General features: G+C 66.6%; 19 protein-coding genes. 8 read left to right on the top strand and 11 right to left on the bottom strand.

Features of this window, described 5'->3' with window-relative positions; translation table 11 throughout:
- The first annotated feature begins 1 nt into the window (after window position 1).
- The 6 genes from ACUKCB_RS08045 (at window position 2) to ACUKCB_RS08070 (ending at window position 2,559) form a co-directional block, all read left to right on the top strand.
- A complete protein-coding gene (locus ACUKCB_RS08045) occupies window positions 2-457 on the top strand; it encodes a hypothetical protein (protein WP_473039864.1) in 456 nt (151 codons plus the stop codon).
- Between the two features lie 28 nt (window positions 458-485).
- Window positions 486-854: a hypothetical protein gene (locus ACUKCB_RS08050; protein WP_473039865.1), complete on the top strand. Its 369-nt coding sequence runs from the start codon at window positions 486-488 to the stop codon at window positions 852-854.
- Between the two features lie 9 nt (window positions 855-863).
- Window positions 864-1,109, top strand: a complete 246-nt coding sequence (locus ACUKCB_RS08055) for a hypothetical protein (RefSeq protein WP_473039866.1) — start codon at window positions 864-866, stop codon at window positions 1,107-1,109.
- A 204-nt stretch (window positions 1,110-1,313) separates the two neighbouring features.
- Window positions 1,314-1,535, top strand: coding sequence for a hypothetical protein (locus tag ACUKCB_RS08060; RefSeq protein ID WP_473039867.1), 222 nt, complete (start codon window positions 1,314-1,316; stop codon window positions 1,533-1,535).
- A gap of 28 nt (window positions 1,536-1,563) precedes the next feature.
- Window positions 1,564-2,097, top strand: a complete 534-nt coding sequence (locus ACUKCB_RS08065) for an RNA-binding protein (RefSeq protein WP_473039868.1) — start codon at window positions 1,564-1,566, stop codon at window positions 2,095-2,097.
- A 78-nt stretch (window positions 2,098-2,175) separates the two neighbouring features.
- The gene (locus tag ACUKCB_RS08070) at window positions 2,176-2,559 is read left to right on the top strand and encodes a hypothetical protein (RefSeq protein WP_473039869.1); all 384 of its coding nucleotides are present in this window, start codon (window positions 2,176-2,178) and stop codon (window positions 2,557-2,559) included.
- A gap of 166 nt (window positions 2,560-2,725) precedes the next feature.
- Here the strand turns inward: ACUKCB_RS08070 and ACUKCB_RS08075 are convergent, their stop codons facing one another.
- The 3 genes from ACUKCB_RS08075 to ACUKCB_RS08085 all read right to left on the bottom strand — a co-directional run bounded on the left by ACUKCB_RS08075 (window position 2,726) and on the right by ACUKCB_RS08085 (window position 5,187).
- Window positions 2,726-2,944 carry a hypothetical protein gene (locus ACUKCB_RS08075; protein WP_473039870.1) on the bottom strand — a complete coding sequence of 73 codons (219 nt, stop codon included), beginning with the start codon at window positions 2,942-2,944 and terminating at the stop codon, window positions 2,726-2,728.
- A 224-nt stretch (window positions 2,945-3,168) separates the two neighbouring features.
- Window positions 3,169-3,978 carry a peptidoglycan recognition protein family protein gene (locus tag ACUKCB_RS08080; protein ID WP_473039871.1) on the bottom strand — a complete coding sequence of 270 codons (810 nt, stop codon included), beginning with the start codon at window positions 3,976-3,978 and terminating at the stop codon, window positions 3,169-3,171.
- A gap of 738 nt (window positions 3,979-4,716) precedes the next feature.
- Window positions 4,717-5,187 carry a DUF732 domain-containing protein gene (locus ACUKCB_RS08085; protein WP_473039872.1) on the bottom strand — a complete coding sequence of 157 codons (471 nt, stop codon included), beginning with the start codon at window positions 5,185-5,187 and terminating at the stop codon, window positions 4,717-4,719.
- A 110-nt stretch (window positions 5,188-5,297) separates the two neighbouring features.
- On the opposite strand from ACUKCB_RS08085, the gene ACUKCB_RS08090 reads away from it, so the two are divergent.
- Complete coding sequence (locus ACUKCB_RS08090; protein ID WP_473039873.1) at window positions 5,298-5,513, top strand: hypothetical protein; 216 nt, start codon at window positions 5,298-5,300, stop codon at window positions 5,511-5,513.
- Window positions 5,506-5,742: a hypothetical protein gene (locus ACUKCB_RS08095; protein ID WP_473039874.1), complete on the top strand. Its 237-nt coding sequence runs from the start codon at window positions 5,506-5,508 to the stop codon at window positions 5,740-5,742. The genes ACUKCB_RS08090 and ACUKCB_RS08095 overlap by 8 nt, the downstream gene beginning before the upstream one ends.
- Here ACUKCB_RS08095 and ACUKCB_RS08100 read toward each other — a convergent pair.
- From ACUKCB_RS08100 to ACUKCB_RS08135, 8 genes are read right to left on the bottom strand one after another with little or no spacing between them, the layout of a single operon-like run.
- Window positions 5,737-6,492 carry a hypothetical protein gene (locus ACUKCB_RS08100; protein ID WP_473039875.1) on the bottom strand — a complete coding sequence of 252 codons (756 nt, stop codon included), beginning with the start codon at window positions 6,490-6,492 and terminating at the stop codon, window positions 5,737-5,739. The two genes, ACUKCB_RS08095 and ACUKCB_RS08100, sit on opposite strands and share 6 nt — an antisense overlap.
- Entirely contained in the window at window positions 6,482-6,877 is a 396-nt protein-coding gene (locus ACUKCB_RS08105; RefSeq protein WP_473039876.1) for a hypothetical protein, read from the bottom strand. Before ACUKCB_RS08105 ends, ACUKCB_RS08100 begins: the two co-directional genes overlap by 11 nt.
- Window positions 6,874-7,173, bottom strand: a complete 300-nt coding sequence (locus ACUKCB_RS08110) for a hypothetical protein (protein ID WP_473039877.1) — start codon at window positions 7,171-7,173, stop codon at window positions 6,874-6,876. The genes ACUKCB_RS08105 and ACUKCB_RS08110 overlap by 4 nt, the downstream gene beginning before the upstream one ends.
- Window positions 7,174-7,176: 3 nt before the next feature.
- Entirely contained in the window at window positions 7,177-7,479 is a 303-nt protein-coding gene (locus ACUKCB_RS08115; RefSeq protein ID WP_473039878.1) for a hypothetical protein, read from the bottom strand.
- The gene (locus tag ACUKCB_RS08120; RefSeq protein WP_473039879.1) at window positions 7,479-9,572 is read right to left on the bottom strand and encodes a hypothetical protein; all 2,094 of its coding nucleotides are present in this window, start codon (window positions 9,570-9,572) and stop codon (window positions 7,479-7,481) included. Before ACUKCB_RS08120 ends, ACUKCB_RS08115 begins: the two co-directional genes overlap by 1 nt.
- Window positions 9,572-13,141, bottom strand: coding sequence for a glycoside hydrolase family 78 protein (locus ACUKCB_RS08125; RefSeq protein ID WP_473039880.1), 3,570 nt, complete (start codon window positions 13,139-13,141; stop codon window positions 9,572-9,574). The genes ACUKCB_RS08120 and ACUKCB_RS08125 overlap by 1 nt, the downstream gene beginning before the upstream one ends.
- Window positions 13,138-13,383 carry a hypothetical protein gene (locus tag ACUKCB_RS08130; RefSeq protein ID WP_473039881.1) on the bottom strand — a complete coding sequence of 82 codons (246 nt, stop codon included), beginning with the start codon at window positions 13,381-13,383 and terminating at the stop codon, window positions 13,138-13,140. Before ACUKCB_RS08130 ends, ACUKCB_RS08125 begins: the two co-directional genes overlap by 4 nt.
- The gene (locus ACUKCB_RS08135) at window positions 13,380-17,474 is read right to left on the bottom strand and encodes a phage tail tape measure protein (protein ID WP_473039882.1); all 4,095 of its coding nucleotides are present in this window, start codon (window positions 17,472-17,474) and stop codon (window positions 13,380-13,382) included. Before ACUKCB_RS08135 ends, ACUKCB_RS08130 begins: the two co-directional genes overlap by 4 nt.
- Window positions 17,475-17,484 lie beyond the last annotated feature (10 nt).

The following is a 17,484-nucleotide window of genomic DNA, read 5'->3' on the forward strand; positions in this document are numbered from 1 at the left end:
CATGACGAAGAACCAGGACAGCAAGGTCAACGAAGACCGCCGCCAGGTCCGCGCGGACTTCCCCCTCCACACCCGAGTCGCCGTATCCACCGAGCTCAACGGCGAGACCGTCCACTTCACCGGCAAGGTCACCGACCACGGCGAAGGCAGCACCAAGGACGGCATCCAGCAGTTCGTGACCGTGGCCACCGCCGACGGCACCGAGTACATGGTCCGCCCCGCCAGCATCCGGGCGCTCCCCAAGCTCAGCCCCGCTCGGACCACGGCACTGCTGGCCATCGCGGGCAACGGCGGGTCGGTCTCCTACGACCTCACCTCGATCAGCGCGATCGGCACCCACGGGAACGCGGTGCACGGGCTGCGGAACATCGGCCTCCTGGAGTTCTCCGGATCCCGGCTGACTCTGACCGCTGACGGCGAGTTCATCGCCACCGCGCTGGCCGCACTCGACAACTGACCTTCACACCGAACCCGAGGGAGACCCCATGAAGCAGCGCCCCACCGTCACCGAAGCCCAGCTCAAGCGCCACATGCACCGCGCCGGCCGCCGCGCCAAGGTCGCCACCCGCAAGGCCAGCCGCGCCGCGCACCGCAACTCCCTCCACACCGCTGCCTCCCACCTCCGACACCTCGGCATCGACGCCGAAACCGCCGAAGGCATGGCGTCCACCCTCCGCAAGAAGATCACCGGCGGCGTCAAGGGCATCGCCAAGAAGAACGGGATCCGCCGCGACTGCACCCGCTACACCGCCGGCCAGTTCCTCACCGGCCTGATCGCCTACAAGCCCCGCAAGGCCGAGTACAAGGACGCCCGCCGCCACGCCATCACCCAGCTGCTCGCCCTCGCCGCATAGGAGACACCGATGACCCGCGAAGAGATCCGCGCCTTCGCCGCCGAACACAACGGTGGACAGGACCTGCCCAACCCCGACTACGACCTCGACCCCACCAGCACCGACTACGCCCACTGGATGACCATCGCCCACCAGGCCTACCGGCGCCGCGACGCGAAGATGCTCGGCTGGATGTGGCGATGGGCCCCCGACATCACCAACGGGTCCGACCCGCTCCTGGCCCGAATCCAACACCTCGGCATGTACTCCGTCTAACCGCACTGACCAACACGCAGGAGACCCGCATGAAGGCCAGCGAACTCACCCCGCAGGTGGCCGCACCTGGACCATCACCCTCATCCAGCCCCACGGCGACGAGCTCAAGCTCTACCTCGACGCCGACGACGGCGAAGGGACCTTCCGCTGCTACGACACCGCTGACCTGTACGCCAAGCCCGACGCCGAAGTGGAGGTGGTCCAGTGACCCCGGCTGAGGACCGCTACTACGAGCCCCCGGAGGCCATGTACACGCCGCTCACCGAGACGTGCCTGTACGAACCCGACAACGCCGAAGACGTCTGTGGGGAGGAGGTCGCGCACGACGACGCGATCTTCTGCGAAACCCACCTGACCGCTTTCGAGGAAGACCGGATCAGCTGGGAGGAGTACCGGGCCATCCAAGCCCACTACCAGATCGCATGATGGAACACCACAACGAAGGAGCAGCTAGATGACCACCAGAACCATCCACTGGGTCGCCGCCCGCAGCGGACGCGGGCGCGCTGCCTGCGGCGAAGACTCCCAGGGCATGTGCAGCAAGAACCTCGACGAAGTCACCTGCGGACGGTGCGTGTACACGCACCTGGAAAGCGAGCAGAGCTTCAACGAGCACCTGTGCCGCCGGGTGATCGAGCTCGAAGAAGCCTTGAGCGGGAAGTCCACCGACCTGTCCGGGATCGAAGCCCTCATCCGCCGCGCCTTGAACGAGAAGCAGAACGTGAAGCGCATCGATCGGGTCATGGGTGTCGTCGGTGGCGAACTTGCGTGGGCTAAGGAGGCCCTGGAGCACACCACTGAGTTCCGGTTCGGTTCCGGCATGGAGGACTACGCGGAAGTGTCCCGCACTGAGATCGACGGCGAGACCGTGTGGATCGCACGTGGCTGGAAGTTCGTGGAGCACTTCGAAAACCAGCGCGACGCTGTCAACAGGGCGCGAGGACTTGTCGGAGGGCTGGAGGGGTCACGCGACGAGGACGACACCTGACCACATGAAGAGGGCCCGCTGGAGCTTCCACCTCCAGCGGGCCCGATGGAACCCAACCCCGTGAAGAGAAGAGGAACCGTGCTGAACACTATCGCCCCGCCCCGCCTCGGAACCACCACCGTCAACGCTGAGCTCGACCAGATCATCGACGTCACCGAAGCCCTGACCACCAACGAGCTCGCAGGCCTCATCGCCCAGGACAACATCCTCGGGCACCCCTGCAGCGACGACACCCCGTCCGCGTCCCCCGTCGGCCGGTGGGTGCTCGCGCAGCTCCAGGCCGTCGGGATCGACGCCGTCGCCTACATGTGGGGGCACGACCTGACCATCCTCGACCACACCCGGGGCGTCATCGGGCAGGTCCACATCCCCCAGGGGCACACCCTGTGCGAACTCGACACCGAGGTCAACGACCTCGACCGGCCCGAGCTCACGTGGCAGGGAGAGGGGGACCCCCGATGATCCGCCACATCCTGACAGCGCTCATCCCCTGCCGCAAGGGGCACGGGATGTTCGACTCGCGGTTGGGCCCGTGCCCGGTCTGCAAGACCAAGGTCTACGTCCCCCGCGCCTGACACAACAAAGCGCCCCACCCCCAAAAGGAGGTGGGGCGCACGTGTGCGTGGGGTCAGCTATCCGACGGAGGACGCGCCGTGTGCGGCGCCGCATACCCGCCCAGGAACGTCACCACCGGCGGCAACGCCGAAATCAGCAGAAACTGCACCGTGTCCGGCAACCCGGAGATCACCGTCGGGTCCGACTGCACCGCCGTCAGCACCGCCAGCGCCACACCAGCCGCGAGGCTGAGGAACGTCGCCACAGTCACCTTCGTCTCGATCTTCTGCATGGGCTCTCTTCCTGCTCTATGGGCCATCCGGCCCCGCTTCTTCATGCGCTTCTCGCCCGTCGAGCGAATGGTGGGAAACCAGCCAGCCCACCGACCCGTCGACAGCCTTCACCGGCTCCGTGGTAGGGCCGCAAGGGCACTCACCGCCGCTGCTGTCGTGCTCAATCAAGTCGCCGTTCGGGACGACGTGCACGGTGCTCACTGCCACGACCAGCCAGCGCCCATTAAGGCTGCACCTCCGTGACCTTGGTGGTCAGGGTGGCGCCCACCAGAGCCTGCGGGTCAACGGTGCCTGTACCACCCGAGGGAGGGTCCACGTCCGCCAGGCTGATCTGGAACTGGCGACGGAACCAAGCCTTCCTCATCTGGTTGAGCGCCCAGTAGCTGACAGTGTCGCCGCTGGTCGCACCCGAACCCATGGAGTGACGACAGGCCAGCACGGCATCAGCGACACCGTCGCCATAGACCCCGTCCCAGTCACCGTCGAAGTAGGAGTTCGCCGGGGGAAACCCAGCATCCTTGAGGTAGTGCTGCAGGTCCTTAACCGCCACACCCGTGTCGCCTCGCCTGAGTCCCAGCATGTGCTCTGTCCCCATCTCGTCGGTAGTGATCGCCCCGGGGGGCTGCGTGAACGTTCCGTCCTTGACCAGGGCATACGCCCTGTCCCCCGGGCAAGACGTCGCGATGAAGTCGCGATGTCCGAGCACGGTCCCGGCGTTGCCGGCCTCCTCCATGAGCCACTGGCGAAGCTCCCGCACCGCGTTGATCTGGTTGGCGGTCGGGGTCTCGCCGGGGCCCAGCCCCAGCGTCACGCTGTAGTGCGTCGAGTTCCCACCCGGCTGTGCGGCCTGCTGCCGGTACAGCCCGCGCCCCTCCACGATGTAGCCGCCAGGCGTGGCCCCGAAGCTGTACCCGATGTCGTCCCAACCCCTGCTGGGGCCGGTGTGGAACGCGCGGGTGTTGCGCCAGTAGGCGAGAAAATCGCCCAAGTCCCCGTGCACAAGCCCCTGATCGGACCCGTCGTAGTGGACCACCAGCCCCGACCGCGGGTCCGCCCGAGAGGCCGGAGACGTGCCCCACCCCAGATCGGACCGGGAAACGTACTTAGATGGTCGGCTCACGGCCTACTCCTCTGAGTGGTGCGGATCGGACGCTGTATCGCCCTGGGACACGAACGTCTGATGAACCGACGGCGCATGAGGGCGACGGGTCTGCTTGCGGATGTCATCCACCGCATCCCGCAACGACGTCCCCGAATTCGGGTGCATCTCGTGCTCTATGGCCTCCGTGCGTGACTCCACAGACCCCAGCCGGTCACACATACGACCCATGTGCGTTTCGACCTCGCCCAGGCGCTCCGGTATCCCCGGCTTCCGAGGCTCTCCACGCTGCGGGTCCTCGGGTTCCCCGAACCACTCCCGGAAGAACCGGTCCACTGTGCGCGCGAACTTCGTGGCCGCCCGCACTCCCCTAGTGATCGCTGCGCACGCTGTCGCAAAAGCGCCCAACGCGAGCACCGACGCGGCCAGCCATAGAACCCAAGGCCCGAACTCGATGGGGGCACTCATAGGCGCCCTTCACAGACAGGCATTGGCCCCTCCCCCCGAAAGGTCCCTTTTTGTCACACCCCTATTATGCCTTACCGGCATGAACACATAGAGAACCATGCTTTTGAGGTATGGTCGCAGGTGCGAGGACCCGCTCCTGGGGGTTGCCGGGCACAAAGGAAGGCCCACACCACGAATGGTGTGGGCCTTCCGCGTCAACACAGGTCAGGCGTCCGGGCACAAGTAGAGCTGAGCGTTACCCACCAACGGCGACGCCACCGGCCCCACCGGATCCACCGCCCCATCATTGGCCCGCTCCAACGACACCACCACCTCCGTGGGCGTCATGCCACCCTCGATGTCATCACAGATTGCCCACCCCAGATCGAGCACCCACTCATCGCCCTTACCGTGAATCCCCGAACCAGCTTCCTCCGCGGCCTCGTAGACCGCTTCGAGGAACTGGCCTTCGCTGGACTTCAACTCCTCCGCTTCTTCTCCCCCGGAGGCCGGCGAGGCGTCCTCCTCCTCAGGTTCAGCGGCTGCCTCACCGGTGGGCTCCTCGCGCGGGACCGGGGTGTCCTCCTCAATGATGCCGACCGCCTGCATCAGCCCACCGACCAGACCGAGCCCAACGAAGATCCCAACTCCGATCGCCCACTTCTTCCACGTTGGCATTGGCTGCTTGTCGTCCATGGCGCGCTCCTCGGCTTAGGGGGATATCAGGAGATGGGACGCTACCCGCAGCCCTGCGGTTGCTGCGGGGAAACCCCGACCCGTCTTACACTCGTGATCAGGAGGCCCGCATGCCCAAATACCTGGCCACGTTCCACCTCGGAGACACCGACACCCAAGACGTCCGTCTCACCACCAGCGACGACGATGACGAAACCCTGGAGGCCTACCTCGGCCGTAAGCTCTCCGAGGAGAAATTCACCGCCTTCGACGACAGAAAAGGCGGGTTCACCCTGGTCGCGATCGACAAAATCACCAAGGTGGACGTGCGGTGCCTCGATGCCTGACCACAGCCTGCGCGCCCGCACCCTCATCACCCATCAAGACCCGCGTGTCGAACAGCAAGCACGCCGCACCCCGAAACGGCGCCGCCCCGCCTCCCCCGACGCCGCGTACTGGCAAGCCGCCCTGGTGGTCGCTGCACGCGACGCGCGCCGCGAACTCCACACCCGGGCCAAACGCAACCGGCCCAGCCTCTGGAGAAGGCTCTGGAGAAGGCTCCTCGGGCGCTCATAGCGGACCCACGTACTGCACCTCCACAAACGGGCGCAGCGCCCCCGTCGACAAGCCCAGATCCGCCCCGGTGTTCTGCTGAGCCCACAGCTCCACATACTGGCCCGGCAGCAACGCCACCGACAGCGTGCGCGCCTCAGCAGACAACGCAGCACTCGTCAGCGACGACGTCACATGCGGGCGCCCCGACCCGCCCGTCAGCAGCGACCCGTCCACCGCCCACGCAGCGGCGCGCAGCGAACCCGAGGTCGAACCAGCGAAACCCACCCCGCCCGACAGCTGCCACCACCCAGGCACCGTTGGCGACCATCGGGTAGGGGCGTCCTGTGCCCAGCCGCGCACCCGGTCCAGCGTCACCAGATCCCACTGCAGGGCGTCATCAGCCACCGGGCTGACCTGGCTGGAGATGGACTGCGAACCAGAGCGGAACGCCTGGAACACCAGCACTCCTGGGTCGAGTGGGCACCCCTGGGCTGTGCGCGCGACCCCGGTGATCACATAGGAGTGCATCCCGTCCGGGACCATCATGACGCGGTCCCCAGGCATCGGGAGGTACCCCCCTAGTGCCGGGTAGCGTTTGTGGCCCGGCGTGTCCTCCCCGTCGAAAACAACCTGTGGGCGGCGTGCGTGCGCCCCGCCGGGGTCGTGGTCGTAGGAGATCGTCGCGAACCGGTTGGGGCGGTCCGCTGACGTGCGGGGCCGGGTCGCCTCGGTGTACCCGGCGACCGCTGAGAGGATCCGCTCAGTGTCCACCCGGCACCTCCAGCGGCCCCTGCACGGTGGTCTCCTCGTCTGCGGGTGAGGGCTCATGGGAAGGTGGGGCGGGGAAAGCGTTGGGTATCTCGTGCTCCCCGTCGTCGAAGGTCGCGATCAGACGAGGTGGCTGACCGCAGTACCCGCATACCGCCTGCACACCCGAGGGGGTCTCTGAGAACCAGCGGCGGTCAGGCACGCCCTGGGAGCGGCACCCCTTGGTGTGGCAGGTCGCGACGGCCCACACCCCTTCCCAGTCCTGGGCCTCCTCGGGGAAGTGCTGCTGCCCGGTGGGTTTGGCTGCCTCCGTCGCGAGCTTCTTCCGGAACTGGCGGGCCCGCGTGTCGTAGTCGGCGCGGCTCTGTCCACGGTTGTCCTGCCTCATTGGTCCCTCCACATGAGCACGGAAACGTTCGTCGCAGCGGATGTGCTGCGCATCAGCCAAACCAGGCACCCAGAAGGGGTCACCGAGGACACCGCTACCTCGGTCACAGAAACTCCGGGCACCGTGGTGTGCGCGGTCGCCTGCGCCTGCACTGGGCCAGTACCACGCAGGTTCACCCCGGCCACCTCCACCGAGGTGGGCACCCCCGGGGTGGGGGTGATCGTCACCATGGTTTGGAAAATGTTCCCGGCGGACACGGCGCCGGTCACCACCACATCGTCGTCATAGGCCGCCATCATCTACTCCCGATCCCGGATCGCCAGCCACCGGATGTAGGTGTCGGTGGTGTTCTCCCGGTACACCCAGATGGTCAGTCCTGTCTCGTCCACACCCGTCACGGAGGTCTCCACCACGGTCCCCGGAACTAGGGTGTTCGCGGTCGTCCACGCCCGGGTTGTGCCCGCCCCGGCCAGGGACAGCCCAGTGACGGCCACCGAGGTCGGAGTGTTCGCGTTCGGTGTGATCGTGACGTTGCCCTGGGCAATGTTTCCCGCCTCCAAGGCGCCGGAGATACGCAGGTCATGGTCCAAAATCGTCGCCATCATGCTCCTCGGATCGCGAGCCAGTGCACGTCAGTGGCCGTGGTGGTGGTGCGGTACAGCCACAGCACGAAACCGTCCGGGGTGGGGTAGCCGATACTGGTCTCCACCACCCCACTGCCGGGGCTGGTAGTGACCGGGGTGGCCTGCACCCGCACCGGGCCTCGCCCCGCCAACCCCAGGCCGGTGATCTGCACCGACGTGGGAACCCCCGCGACCGGGCTGAAAGTGACTGTGCCCGTGGCGAAGTTGCCAGCCTCCAAAGCACCGGTGACCGTGACATCCCCGACCACGATGGACGGATCAGAGGGGGTACCCAGGGTGACGACACGGCGAATACTGTGCCGCATGACCCCGGACGCATCCAGGGGCAACTCCCAGGTGTGGGAGGTGTACACCGCATCCAAGGCCATGCCGTCACGGCGCAGCCTCACCACATCATGAGCGGAATGCAAAGGGTTGAGGGCGGTGTCCAGGTCGACCGCCTGGAACAGCTGGCTCGACTCGGTGGCGATGCGCGCCACCCGCTCAATGAGCGCGGACTCGGAGGAGGCTTCTTCCTCGGTGTGGCGTGCGCTGATCGTCCGCCCGCGCCGCACCGTCGATGTGGGGGAAGCCGGGTCCGAGTTGGTGAAGGTGACCGACACCGGATCGGTGTCCGCCTCGCTGGAGGTCAGGGTCCACTGGTTGGGGACAGAGTGCAGATCCAGGGTCTCACCCATGTCAGGCAGCATGATGGATCGGTCATCGTCAGCGTAGACGTACTCAGGGGCGCGCTCCGAAGGGGGCAAATACGGTTGCGCAATCGCGACACCGTGCTCATCGAAGTGCAGCGGCCGGTAGTTGATGATGGCCAGCAGGTCGTTGATGATGGCCAGCCGTGTGGTGCCCGGATCCCACTCGCGCACCGACGACAGAGTCTCAGTGGAGGGAGTGACATCGTGGCGGGCCAGGCCGCCCTGCTCCAGAGCCCGACGCACGTGCCCCGTCACCAGCCTGGCCGGGTTCGCATCCAGCTCGAAAACCTCATACCGCAACTGCGGGTCGGTGTTGGTGTTGGACCCGAACGTTGACCCGGCCACCCCGAAATAGCCCTCGGAGAGCAGCGCGGACTCGATGGTGCGCTCGATCGTCCACCCTGCGGGCTCCTCATCCCCGTCCGCCCACACCTTGCCCTGGAACTCCTGCCCCACCAGGCGGGCGCGCACATTCACCCAATCCCCCGGCGCATATGTCAGCCCCGTGTCCTCGGTAGCCCCCACCTGCGTGACCACGTTCGCGACCGTCACCCAGATGGTGTTGTCGGTGTTGAAGTGCACCCGCAACCGGTAGAACGCCGAGCTGTTGATGTAGCGCAGCACCACCGCTGGCAGCATGGCTGAGCCCGCCGCAACCTGATCCACACCCACCCGGGTATACACCTCCCCGTCCCGGTAGCGGCGGAACGGCACCCACACCCGCACCGTGGACGATGACGATGTCAGTGTCACGGACCCGTACCCGCCATCAGAGGAGGTGACAGCGCTGGTAGTTCCGGGGATTGCGTTGCTCGCCCATGGCTCACCCACATCGGGGGTTCCCCATGCCCCGGACACATCGCGTAGGAAATCGTCGGAAGCGTCCAGGTGCCCAGCCGTGGAGTACCGGTCGGGCAGTTCCTCCTCGGAGAGGATGATGGTTTTGTCGTAAGCCTCGATATCGCGCCAGGTGGTACCGGTGGCGTCGGCGAGACGGTCGGGGGTTTCCAGGACGAACACCCCGAGCGGCCACTCCACCCAATCCGACGCCCCGTAGGGCGGCAGGTGTAGACGGGCCCACGGTTTGATGCGGTCCGACAGCCAGTCCACGCGCGCGTCCGCGCGGACGCGGAACTTCGCGTCCCGGGGGATGTCCGCAAGGTTGTTCAACGTGACCCGGCTGGAGCGCGCCTCGACCTCACCGTCATCCATGTGCCGCAGAAAGGTGTCGTCTTTGTCGAGGAGCTCGAACCGGAACGTCCACCGTGTGGACCCGTCCAGCCCTTGGATGCCGCGCAGAACCGAGCTTTCGGCGTGCCCGTTGGGGTTGTGGGGGCCCTGCCCGGGAATGGGCTGCATCAGAGTTCACCTCCCGGCAGGTCCGAGGACACCCGTGTCAGCGTGAAACTGACTTGCTCGCCCCAGTCCTGGTCGTCCACAGGCAGGTCCCCCATCGTGGAGATGAACACCCGGCCCCGGTTGTCACGGCCGACAAGGGTGCGGCGAGCGGTAGCCCACGCGCGCAGGCCGTCGGTGACCTCCATCCGCTCGGGCCCCTCGGGCAGATCCACAATCACATCCCACACGTGGGTCTCGTGCTCCCCGAAGAACGTCACCGGATTGGGGCGCCCCACAAAGTGGTGGGAAGCTTGCTCAACGGTGGTGTTGTCGGAACGCTGCGACCTGCCGTACATGTACTGGCGGATCGTGCCCTCAGCGTCGGTGGGGTCGTGGATCCACACCCCGAGGAAGGACACCGACCCGGCCACCTGAGCGGAGGTGGTAGTCGCCCCGCCCGCAGTGAGGACGCGCGCGTGATAGGTGTACTCGCGCCCCGACCCTGCCAGATAGTCGCGGTAGGACGTGCCGGGAGTGACCGTGGCGACCAGTACCGCAGCATCCCCGTTGTCGGAGCGCCAGATCTCGTTGCCGGTCGGCGACGGGACGTCGGTGGCGGTACGAACGTCGAGGTTGTCCACATACAGCACGTCCCCGTCCACCGGTGACACCAGCGACGGGCCGTACCCGGCGGCCACCGCACCCAAAGGTGCCGACGCCGAGTGCTCCACAAGCGTCCACTCCGCTGCGGGCACCGGCACGTCCGCTGAGCTCGTGGACAGCGCCACCCCGTCATCATCGTAGAAATCCAGGGCGGCGCGCACGGTGTGCCCGGCCGCGCTGTACGCCCAGAAGGTGACGGTGTAGCGGTCGTTCTCGGCCACCTCCACCCGGCTGTCCTCCTCAGGCCGTATCCCCGCCGCCGCGCTAGCGCCGACCGCAGCCACCTTCGCCGAGTAGGTGCCCGCATAGGCCTGATCGGTGGACTGCCCCACCGTCACCGTGCCGACCGGGGCGGCCTCCCACCCGGTGACGCCGTCCTCGAAAGTCCCATCCAGCGCGGCGAGGGTCTCGCCCGGGGTGGGGTTGTCCACGGCCACACGGATGTAGGCCCCATCCGGCACCGGGGTGGTTGTCACCACCGGAACGGTCGGGCTGGTGTAGTCGGGGGTGATCAGCCGGGTACCAGTCGAGGACTCCACGCCGGTGTCGCGGATCGTCACCTCGATCCGGTACTCGGCCTCCGACACCAGGCCTTCCACCAGGTAGGTGGTGTCAGTGCTGGCCACCCACCCGGTGTCCGAATGTGTGGACTCATCCGCGGTGGCCACAGCCACAACCCGGTAGTCCTCCTGGGTTGCTCCCGTCACCTCCCACTCGATCTGCACGTCCGCGGTTTCGATGCCGTCCTCATTGTCGGTGTCGGGGTAGGTGACGGTGACGTTGCCCGACGCGGATGTGGAGAAGGACCGGAAACCGCTGTAGGGGCCCTCCTCGTCGGAGGAGTCCCATGTGCGCACCCGCCACCGGTAGTCCTCCCCGTTGTCCAGGGTGGCCGCAGTCATCTCATAGGACTCGTCCGTGCTGGCGGTCTTGGTGGTGTCGTGCGCCAGGGTGTCGGTGGTGTCATCGTAGATCTCCAGCTGGAACGCTGACTGGGTGTCGGTGTCGCTGGGGTCGCGGAATGTCCACGTGAACGTCGCAGCGTCGTCGGCATCGAAGTTCGCGCGCGAGTCCAACGCCGGCGCGTCGGGGGGCAGGTTCACCTCCTCCACCACGTACAGGGTCGAGTGTGCCCCCGAGGCCTCGTTCGCCACCGAGATGAGGATCTGCTGGCCCACCGTCTCCCCGCGGTGCACCCGCAGGGCGTGGTTGGTTGACCCCGCGGAGCCGACGCTGGCGTCGACCTCCACTTCATCCCCCGCCGCCAGGCCCGTGGTCAAGTCGACGTGGGTCTTCATCAGCCGCTGACCGTCGCCAGCGTCGAGGTAGTACACCCACACCAGGTTCGTGACCGGGTCGTACACTGCGTCCCATGCCGAGCTCGTAGCCAGGGTGCCGGGGTCGGGCATGGTGGCCAGCCCTTGGGCGTCCAAGCGCACGTCCGCGAGCACGTTGAAGCTGCTGGTGCCGGTGCTCTGCTGGCGGTGCTTGACCGTCAGCCCGTACTCCTCCGAGGAGGAGGCGGCCACGGTCACGAACTGGCTTGTGGAGATAGGCAGGATGCGGGATTTAGCGTCGGCGTCCTTGACGGCGTACCCCGACACGGTGTCCAGGGTGCGGGCGGTGCTGATCGTGGTCCCGTCCGAAGCCAGCTGGTAGCGGCCGATGGACTGGTAGGAGCGCTGCCCGAGGGTCTGGTGCTTGGCCGTGCACTGGACGAACCCGCGGTTGGACACGTCACCGTTGGCGTCGCGGACCGCGCACACGTCCGCGAGCGTGCCGGTCTCGTTGGGCCAGTTGTTGTACCCGGGCGGGGCGGAGGCATCCACAAGGGTGCCGTCGGCGTTGCCGGATCCGCGCAACAGGCTCCCAGACCCGTCCACGACGTGGTCGCACGAGATGAGGGCGTAGGCCAGTTGGGTGCCGGTGTTGTCGTCTACTTCCCGGCCGACCAGGGCCACGGCCGTGCCGCGCGTGCCTCCCTGCGGATGCCAAGCCATAGCCAGGTTGTTAACCCGCCTCCCGTAAGTGGGCAGCGCCCCGGTGCGGTTCGCCCCCACCGACCACGACGAACCCGACCGGGTGTAGGAGCGGATGATGAGTTGGTTGGACCCGGAGTCGTTCGCGACGTACACGGTGTCGTCCTCATCGCGGCACACCCCCACGGTCTGCACGCCCCGGCGGGGCGCCACCGAGTTGAGGGTGTCAATGACCGTGGCTGTGGTGCCGTCATGCCACACCACGGAGAAGGTGAGCGGCCCCGGCGCCACATCGTCCTGCTCCAGGTACACATGCGTGCCATCGGAGAGTTGCACCTGCCCACCCACGGACAGGTCCAGGTGGTGCTTGGTCGCCGCAGTGGAGTACAGGGTCGGGCGCTGACTGGTGGTGTTGGACGTCTCAGCCTGGCGCAGCGTCTGCCACTCCACCCCGGACGGTGCCTGCTGGAGGCGGTTACGGGAGGAGCACACCACATACCGCAAGGACCCGGAGGAGGACAGCTCGCCCAGCCCCAAGCCGGCGCGGATCTGTAGGCTGCCCGCCTGGTGGGCGTCAGCGACCCGCCCTGCTAAAGTCAAAGCCCCCAGCTGGGAGGGGGTACGCCAGTCACCTGTGTTCACGCCGGCGCCCCAGTCGTAGCTGCGCACCTCTAGGTCGCGGGCGGTCCCGGCGCCCGAGGTGGACCCGGCCTGTACACGCAGGTACGCGGCCACGGGGGTCTCGCTGCTGTCCGCGGTCCAGCTCACCTGGAGGAAGGACTGCCACACGTAGCGAACGCCGGAGGCGAGGGACTGGCCGTGGAACATCAGCGGGTCACTGCTGCCGGGTGCGAGCAGGTTGGCCCCGGACAGGGCGCTGGAATAGCTGCTACTGCTGGATTCGAGATAGCCGTCGGAGGACTCTCCGAGGATGACTGTGGTGCTCACCTGCGTGCCTCCTGTGCCCCGCCGGTGAGTGCCACGACGGTCGCTCCGGGGTCCCCTTGGGCGGGGTCGACCAGGCGCAGGGCGGGGCGCCCCTTCTTCGGCCCGGCCCAGACCAGCAGCACGCCGCCCGGGGCGTCCTCGACGTGGCCGACTGTGGCCGCGCCGTACCGGCCTGTTGCGCGTAGCCGCCCATCCGTACCCCGGTCGGGGTTGGCCTCCCACCGGTCTTTGGCTGTGCTCATCGCGTGGGTGCTCCTACTCGTGCGCGGGCGCCGTGCCGGCGCGACTCCTGCTGGATACGGTCGAAGAAGTCCTTCACGTCTTGGATTTCCTTGAGGGTGCGCGCCTCGATGACGACCGACCCGGGGCCGAAGTTGTAGGTGTCCCCTCCACCCCTGGCCGCGGCTGCCCAGGTGCGCATCTCCTCGCGCAGCACCATCAGTTCCGCTTCGCCCTTGCGGTTCACTCCGGCGTGCTTGTCGAGGACCACACCGCCGTCGTCGTGGGTGGCGGGCAGGTCCGGCATCGGCGAGAACAGGTCCCGGCGCTGCCGCTCCGCACTGGTCAGGAACCGGTCGGGGGTCTCCTCGCCGTCCTGGTGGGCGATGGCCCGCAGCTCCTCCAGACCGCCTGCGCGTTGCACAGCTGCGGCGTCCACCAGACCACCGGACGCGAACTTCGGGCGGCGGATGGAGGAGGCGCTGTTGACGTACCCGAACTGCTTCCGCACCGAGTTCGACTCGTTGCCGCCGACCGTCTCCCCCGTCTTCGGGTCAGCCAAAATGTTGATGTGCCCGGTGTCGCCCCGGTACAGCGGCAAGTCACCCGGGCGGGCATTCGCCTTCGACACCTTCGGCAGGGAGGTGTAGTTCCGCACCGCAGGAGTGCCGTTCACGCCCTTGAGTGCACCGAAAGCATTTGCTTTCTTGAACACCCAGTCCACGAACATCCCGCACCACTCATCAGTCCACATCCCGGGTGCTTTCGTGAACTTGTTCGGGCGCCCCGAGATGCCGACCTGGTCGCGCGCGACCTGTACAACCTTGCTGCCGTCACCGCCTGACAGGTCATCCTCGAACGGCGACAGGAAATCGTGGAGCTTACCCACCACGCTCTGCACGATCTTCGTCGGCAACCCCTTGAAACCCGAGGTCCCGAACTCGCTTTTGAGTGTGGAGATGATCGGGGTGGTGACCGCCCGGACCGCCTTCATGAACCCGTCAGTGAAGAAGTCCTTGCCCTTGCTGATGAAACCGCCGACTGCGTCAACGATGCCGCCCTTGGAGAACTTCTGCACCGGCATCTGACCGGTCTGGTTCATGTACTCCAGGTTGTCGTAGCCGATGCGTTGCGCAGCGGACTTCTTCACCACGTACTCGTCCGCCATCAGCAGGGCGGGGATCGAGTCGACCCCGGGGGTTCCGCCCTTTGTCCGTCCACCGGTAGCGAGCTTCGTGATCGGAGGAAGCTCGGACATGCCGATCTTCGTGGCGATGGAGTCCCAAAACTTCTTGATGCCCTCGGTGTACACCGTCTCGATGACGAAGTTCACCGGGGCCTTCGTGGCGCTTTTCAGCTTGTCCCAGACGTCCTTAATTCCGTCCTTGGCCTTGGTGAACGCTGAGATCGCTTTGTCCCGCAGCGACTCGAACCGGTTCACGACACGGTCCCGCAACGTGCTGATACGTGAGGTGATCCAGTCCCGGATGTTGTCCGCGATCCCCCGAGCCCTGTCACGCAGCCCCGAGAAGACCGCCAAGGCCCGGTCACGGAGCGCCGCTACAACCGCGATCACCAGGCTCCGCATCAAGGTGAACTGTGCGACAGCGGCCTTGATCAAAGCTGTAACGATCGCAACCGCACGATTATACAGCGAGGTGAAGAACCCAACCACCTTGTCGATGAGGGCTCGGACTTTCTCAGCGACCCAGTCACGCATCTTCACGAACCAGGACACGACCGCGTTCACCAGATCGGGAACGAGGCTGTTACCGACCAGCCAGTTCCACAACCACTTGAACGGCGCTGTAATCGCAGTGATCAAACCACTAACGATTCCACCGAGGAGTGACACAGCCCCCTGGAAGATCGCGACCACAGCGGTCCACAACCCCTGGAATATGCCCTTGACGCCCTCCCACATGCGCGCCCAGTCACCCGTGAACAAACCGATGAAGATGTCGAGGATGCCCCCGATCATCTGGAACGCGCCCTTGAAAATCCCCGAGATGATCGTCCACGCCGAGGTGATGATCCCACCGATGATCTGGAACGCGCCCTTGAAAATCCCACCCACCGTTGCCATGAGGAATTTGATGGTCCCCATGATCCACCCGCCGTGCTTTTCCCAAGCGCCCTGCAGCCACCCGAGCACACCGGCGACGATCTCACCGATCTGCCCGAACACCTTCTCCACGTGCGGGCGGATCTCATCGATCTTGCTTTGGATCGCACCGAACACATCCAAGGCGGTTTGTTTGATGGCGGGCCAGTGCTCGCGCACGAACCCCACCACCGCCTGCAACCCCGGCTTCAGGGCGTTGTCCCACAGGTTCGACCACGCCTCCTTGACCCGGTCGAACACCTCCACCGCAGTAGCGCGGATCGTAGGCCAGTTGTCCTGCCACGCCGCCATCAACGCATCCAAGCCAGGCTTGAGGGCGTTGTCCCACAGAGCCGACCACGCGTCCTTGATCGCACCCCACGCCGACAACACCCCGGTGCGGAACGTCTCCGAACGCTTCCACGCCTGCCACAACCCCACCGCCAACAGGCCAACAGCCCCGGCCACCAGCCCGATCGGGGACGCCACCACCGCCAGCACAGCACCCACAGCGGCGACCGCGAACTTGAGCCCAAGCACAACCGCGATGACCCCGCCAATCGCCGTCGCGAAAATCCCCACCGCGGTAATGATCGGCTTCAGGACAGCGGAGTGCTCAGAAAGGAACCCAGTCAGGGAGCGGATGCCCTCCGAAAAGGACGTGACTGTCTGGGTGGCCGCATCGAGGATGCCCATGTCCCCGAGTGCGATCATCATGCCCTCAAGCGCGGAGCCAGCACTCTTCAGCGAACCGGTGAGGCCGTCCATGCGGATGTCAGCCATCTCGCTGGCGGCACCGTCAGCGCCCTCCAGGTCAGTGATGAGCTCCTCAATACCCTCCGCCCCCTGACCCAAAAGGGACTGGAGTTTGGGGCCCGCTTCCAGACCGAAGATGCCGACGACGTCTGCGACGTCCGCGCCCTCAGCGGCGAGGTCCCGCATGACGTCGGTGAGGGGGCGCACCTCGCCGTTGGTGTCATGGGCGGCTACACCGAACTCTTGGAGCTTCTTCCCCCCGGTGGAGGAAGTGTCGGACAGGGTCGCCAAGATGTTGTTGAGGCCGGTACCCGCAGCAGAGCCTTGGATGCCGGCGTTGCCGAGGAAACCGATCGCGGACGCGGTCTGCTCGAACGACCACCCGGCAGCGGACGCGAGCGGCGCCGCGTACTGGAACGACTCACCCAGCATGTTCAAGTCCACGTTCGTGGACCGCATCGTCTGCGCGAGCACATCCGCGACCCGCCCAGACTCCTCCGCCTCAATCCCGAACCCCGACATCACGTTCGAGGCGATGTCCGCGGTCCTGGCGAGGTCAGTGTTGCCTGCCGCAGCCAGGTCGAGCACATCCGGCAGGGACGCCATGATCTGTGATGTGGAGAGCCCCGCCATGCCGAGGAACTCCATGGCGTTGCCGGCCTCAGTCGCGGAGAACTGGGTGGTTGAACCCATGTCCTTCGCGAGCGCTTCAAGGTCCTGGAAGTCCTTGCCGGTCGCCCCGGTGACCGCGCGGACGCCGTTCAGCGCGGCCTCGAAATCCTTGGACGCGCCCAGCACCGTCCCGCCCAACAGCCCAGCGACAACCCCGACCGCCGCGGTCACCGGAGTGAAGGCTGCCCCGAACCCCGCCAGGCCCATCTTGGTGCCCTTGGTGAACCCCTTGCCGCCCTCCTGGCCAGCAGAGGTGAACCGCCCCGAGGTTTCCCTTACCCGCCCCTCCACGCTTTTCGTGGCCTGGCCTATGCCCTCTGAGGCGGATGATCCGAACCCGGACGAGAACGCTGACCCTCCGCCGCGGCCCGCTTTGGTGAACCGGCCGGTGGCGTCACGGATGGGCTTGTGCGCCTGGTCGGCGTTGCGGCGCATCCCCGCGCCCGCAGCTGCCCCGAACCCGGACGAGTACGCGCCGCCGCCCTGGCGTCCGACCTGCTCAGCGGCGCGCTTCATCTGCGCCTTGTCGGTCTTCGCCGACACCTCGACGTAGGCGCTGGCGATACGGAAGCCCCGGGCCATGCGTCCCCCT

This window comes from Nocardiopsis moroccensis, from assembly GCF_055763695.1.

What these genes read in the sequence shown, in the direction of transcription:
- ACUKCB_RS08055 (WP_473039866.1), top strand. Translation starts at nt 864, where the DNA reads ATGACCCGCGAAGAGATCCGCGCCTTCGCCGCCGAACACAACGGTGGA.
- ACUKCB_RS08075 (WP_473039870.1), bottom strand. Translation starts at nt 2,944, where the DNA reads ATGCAGAAGATCGAGACGAAGGTGACTGTGGCGACGTTCCTCAGCCTC.
- ACUKCB_RS08095 (WP_473039874.1), top strand. Translation starts at nt 5,506, where the DNA reads ATGCCTGACCACAGCCTGCGCGCCCGCACCCTCATCACCCATCAAGAC.
- ACUKCB_RS08045 (WP_473039864.1), top strand. Translation starts at nt 2, where the DNA reads ATGACGAAGAACCAGGACAGCAAGGTCAACGAAGACCGCCGCCAGGTC.
- ACUKCB_RS08085 (WP_473039872.1), bottom strand. Translation starts at nt 5,187, where the DNA reads ATGGACGACAAGCAGCCAATGCCAACGTGGAAGAAGTGGGCGATCGGA.
- ACUKCB_RS08050 (WP_473039865.1), top strand. Translation starts at nt 486, where the DNA reads ATGAAGCAGCGCCCCACCGTCACCGAAGCCCAGCTCAAGCGCCACATG.
- ACUKCB_RS08065 (WP_473039868.1), top strand. Translation starts at nt 1,564, where the DNA reads ATGACCACCAGAACCATCCACTGGGTCGCCGCCCGCAGCGGACGCGGG.
- ACUKCB_RS08120 (WP_473039879.1), bottom strand. Translation starts at nt 9,572, where the DNA reads ATGCAGCCCATTCCCGGGCAGGGCCCCCACAACCCCAACGGGCACGCC.
- ACUKCB_RS08090 (WP_473039873.1), top strand. Translation starts at nt 5,298, where the DNA reads ATGCCCAAATACCTGGCCACGTTCCACCTCGGAGACACCGACACCCAA.
- ACUKCB_RS08105 (WP_473039876.1), bottom strand. Translation starts at nt 6,877, where the DNA reads ATGAGGCAGGACAACCGTGGACAGAGCCGCGCCGACTACGACACGCGG.
- ACUKCB_RS08135 (WP_473039882.1), bottom strand. Translation starts at nt 17,474, where the DNA reads ATGGCCCGGGGCTTCCGTATCGCCAGCGCCTACGTCGAGGTGTCGGCG.
- ACUKCB_RS08130 (WP_473039881.1), bottom strand. Translation starts at nt 13,383, where the DNA reads ATGAGCACAGCCAAAGACCGGTGGGAGGCCAACCCCGACCGGGGTACG.
- ACUKCB_RS08115 (WP_473039878.1), bottom strand. Translation starts at nt 7,479, where the DNA reads ATGGCGACGATTTTGGACCATGACCTGCGTATCTCCGGCGCCTTGGAG.
- ACUKCB_RS08110 (WP_473039877.1), bottom strand. Translation starts at nt 7,173, where the DNA reads ATGGCGGCCTATGACGACGATGTGGTGGTGACCGGCGCCGTGTCCGCC.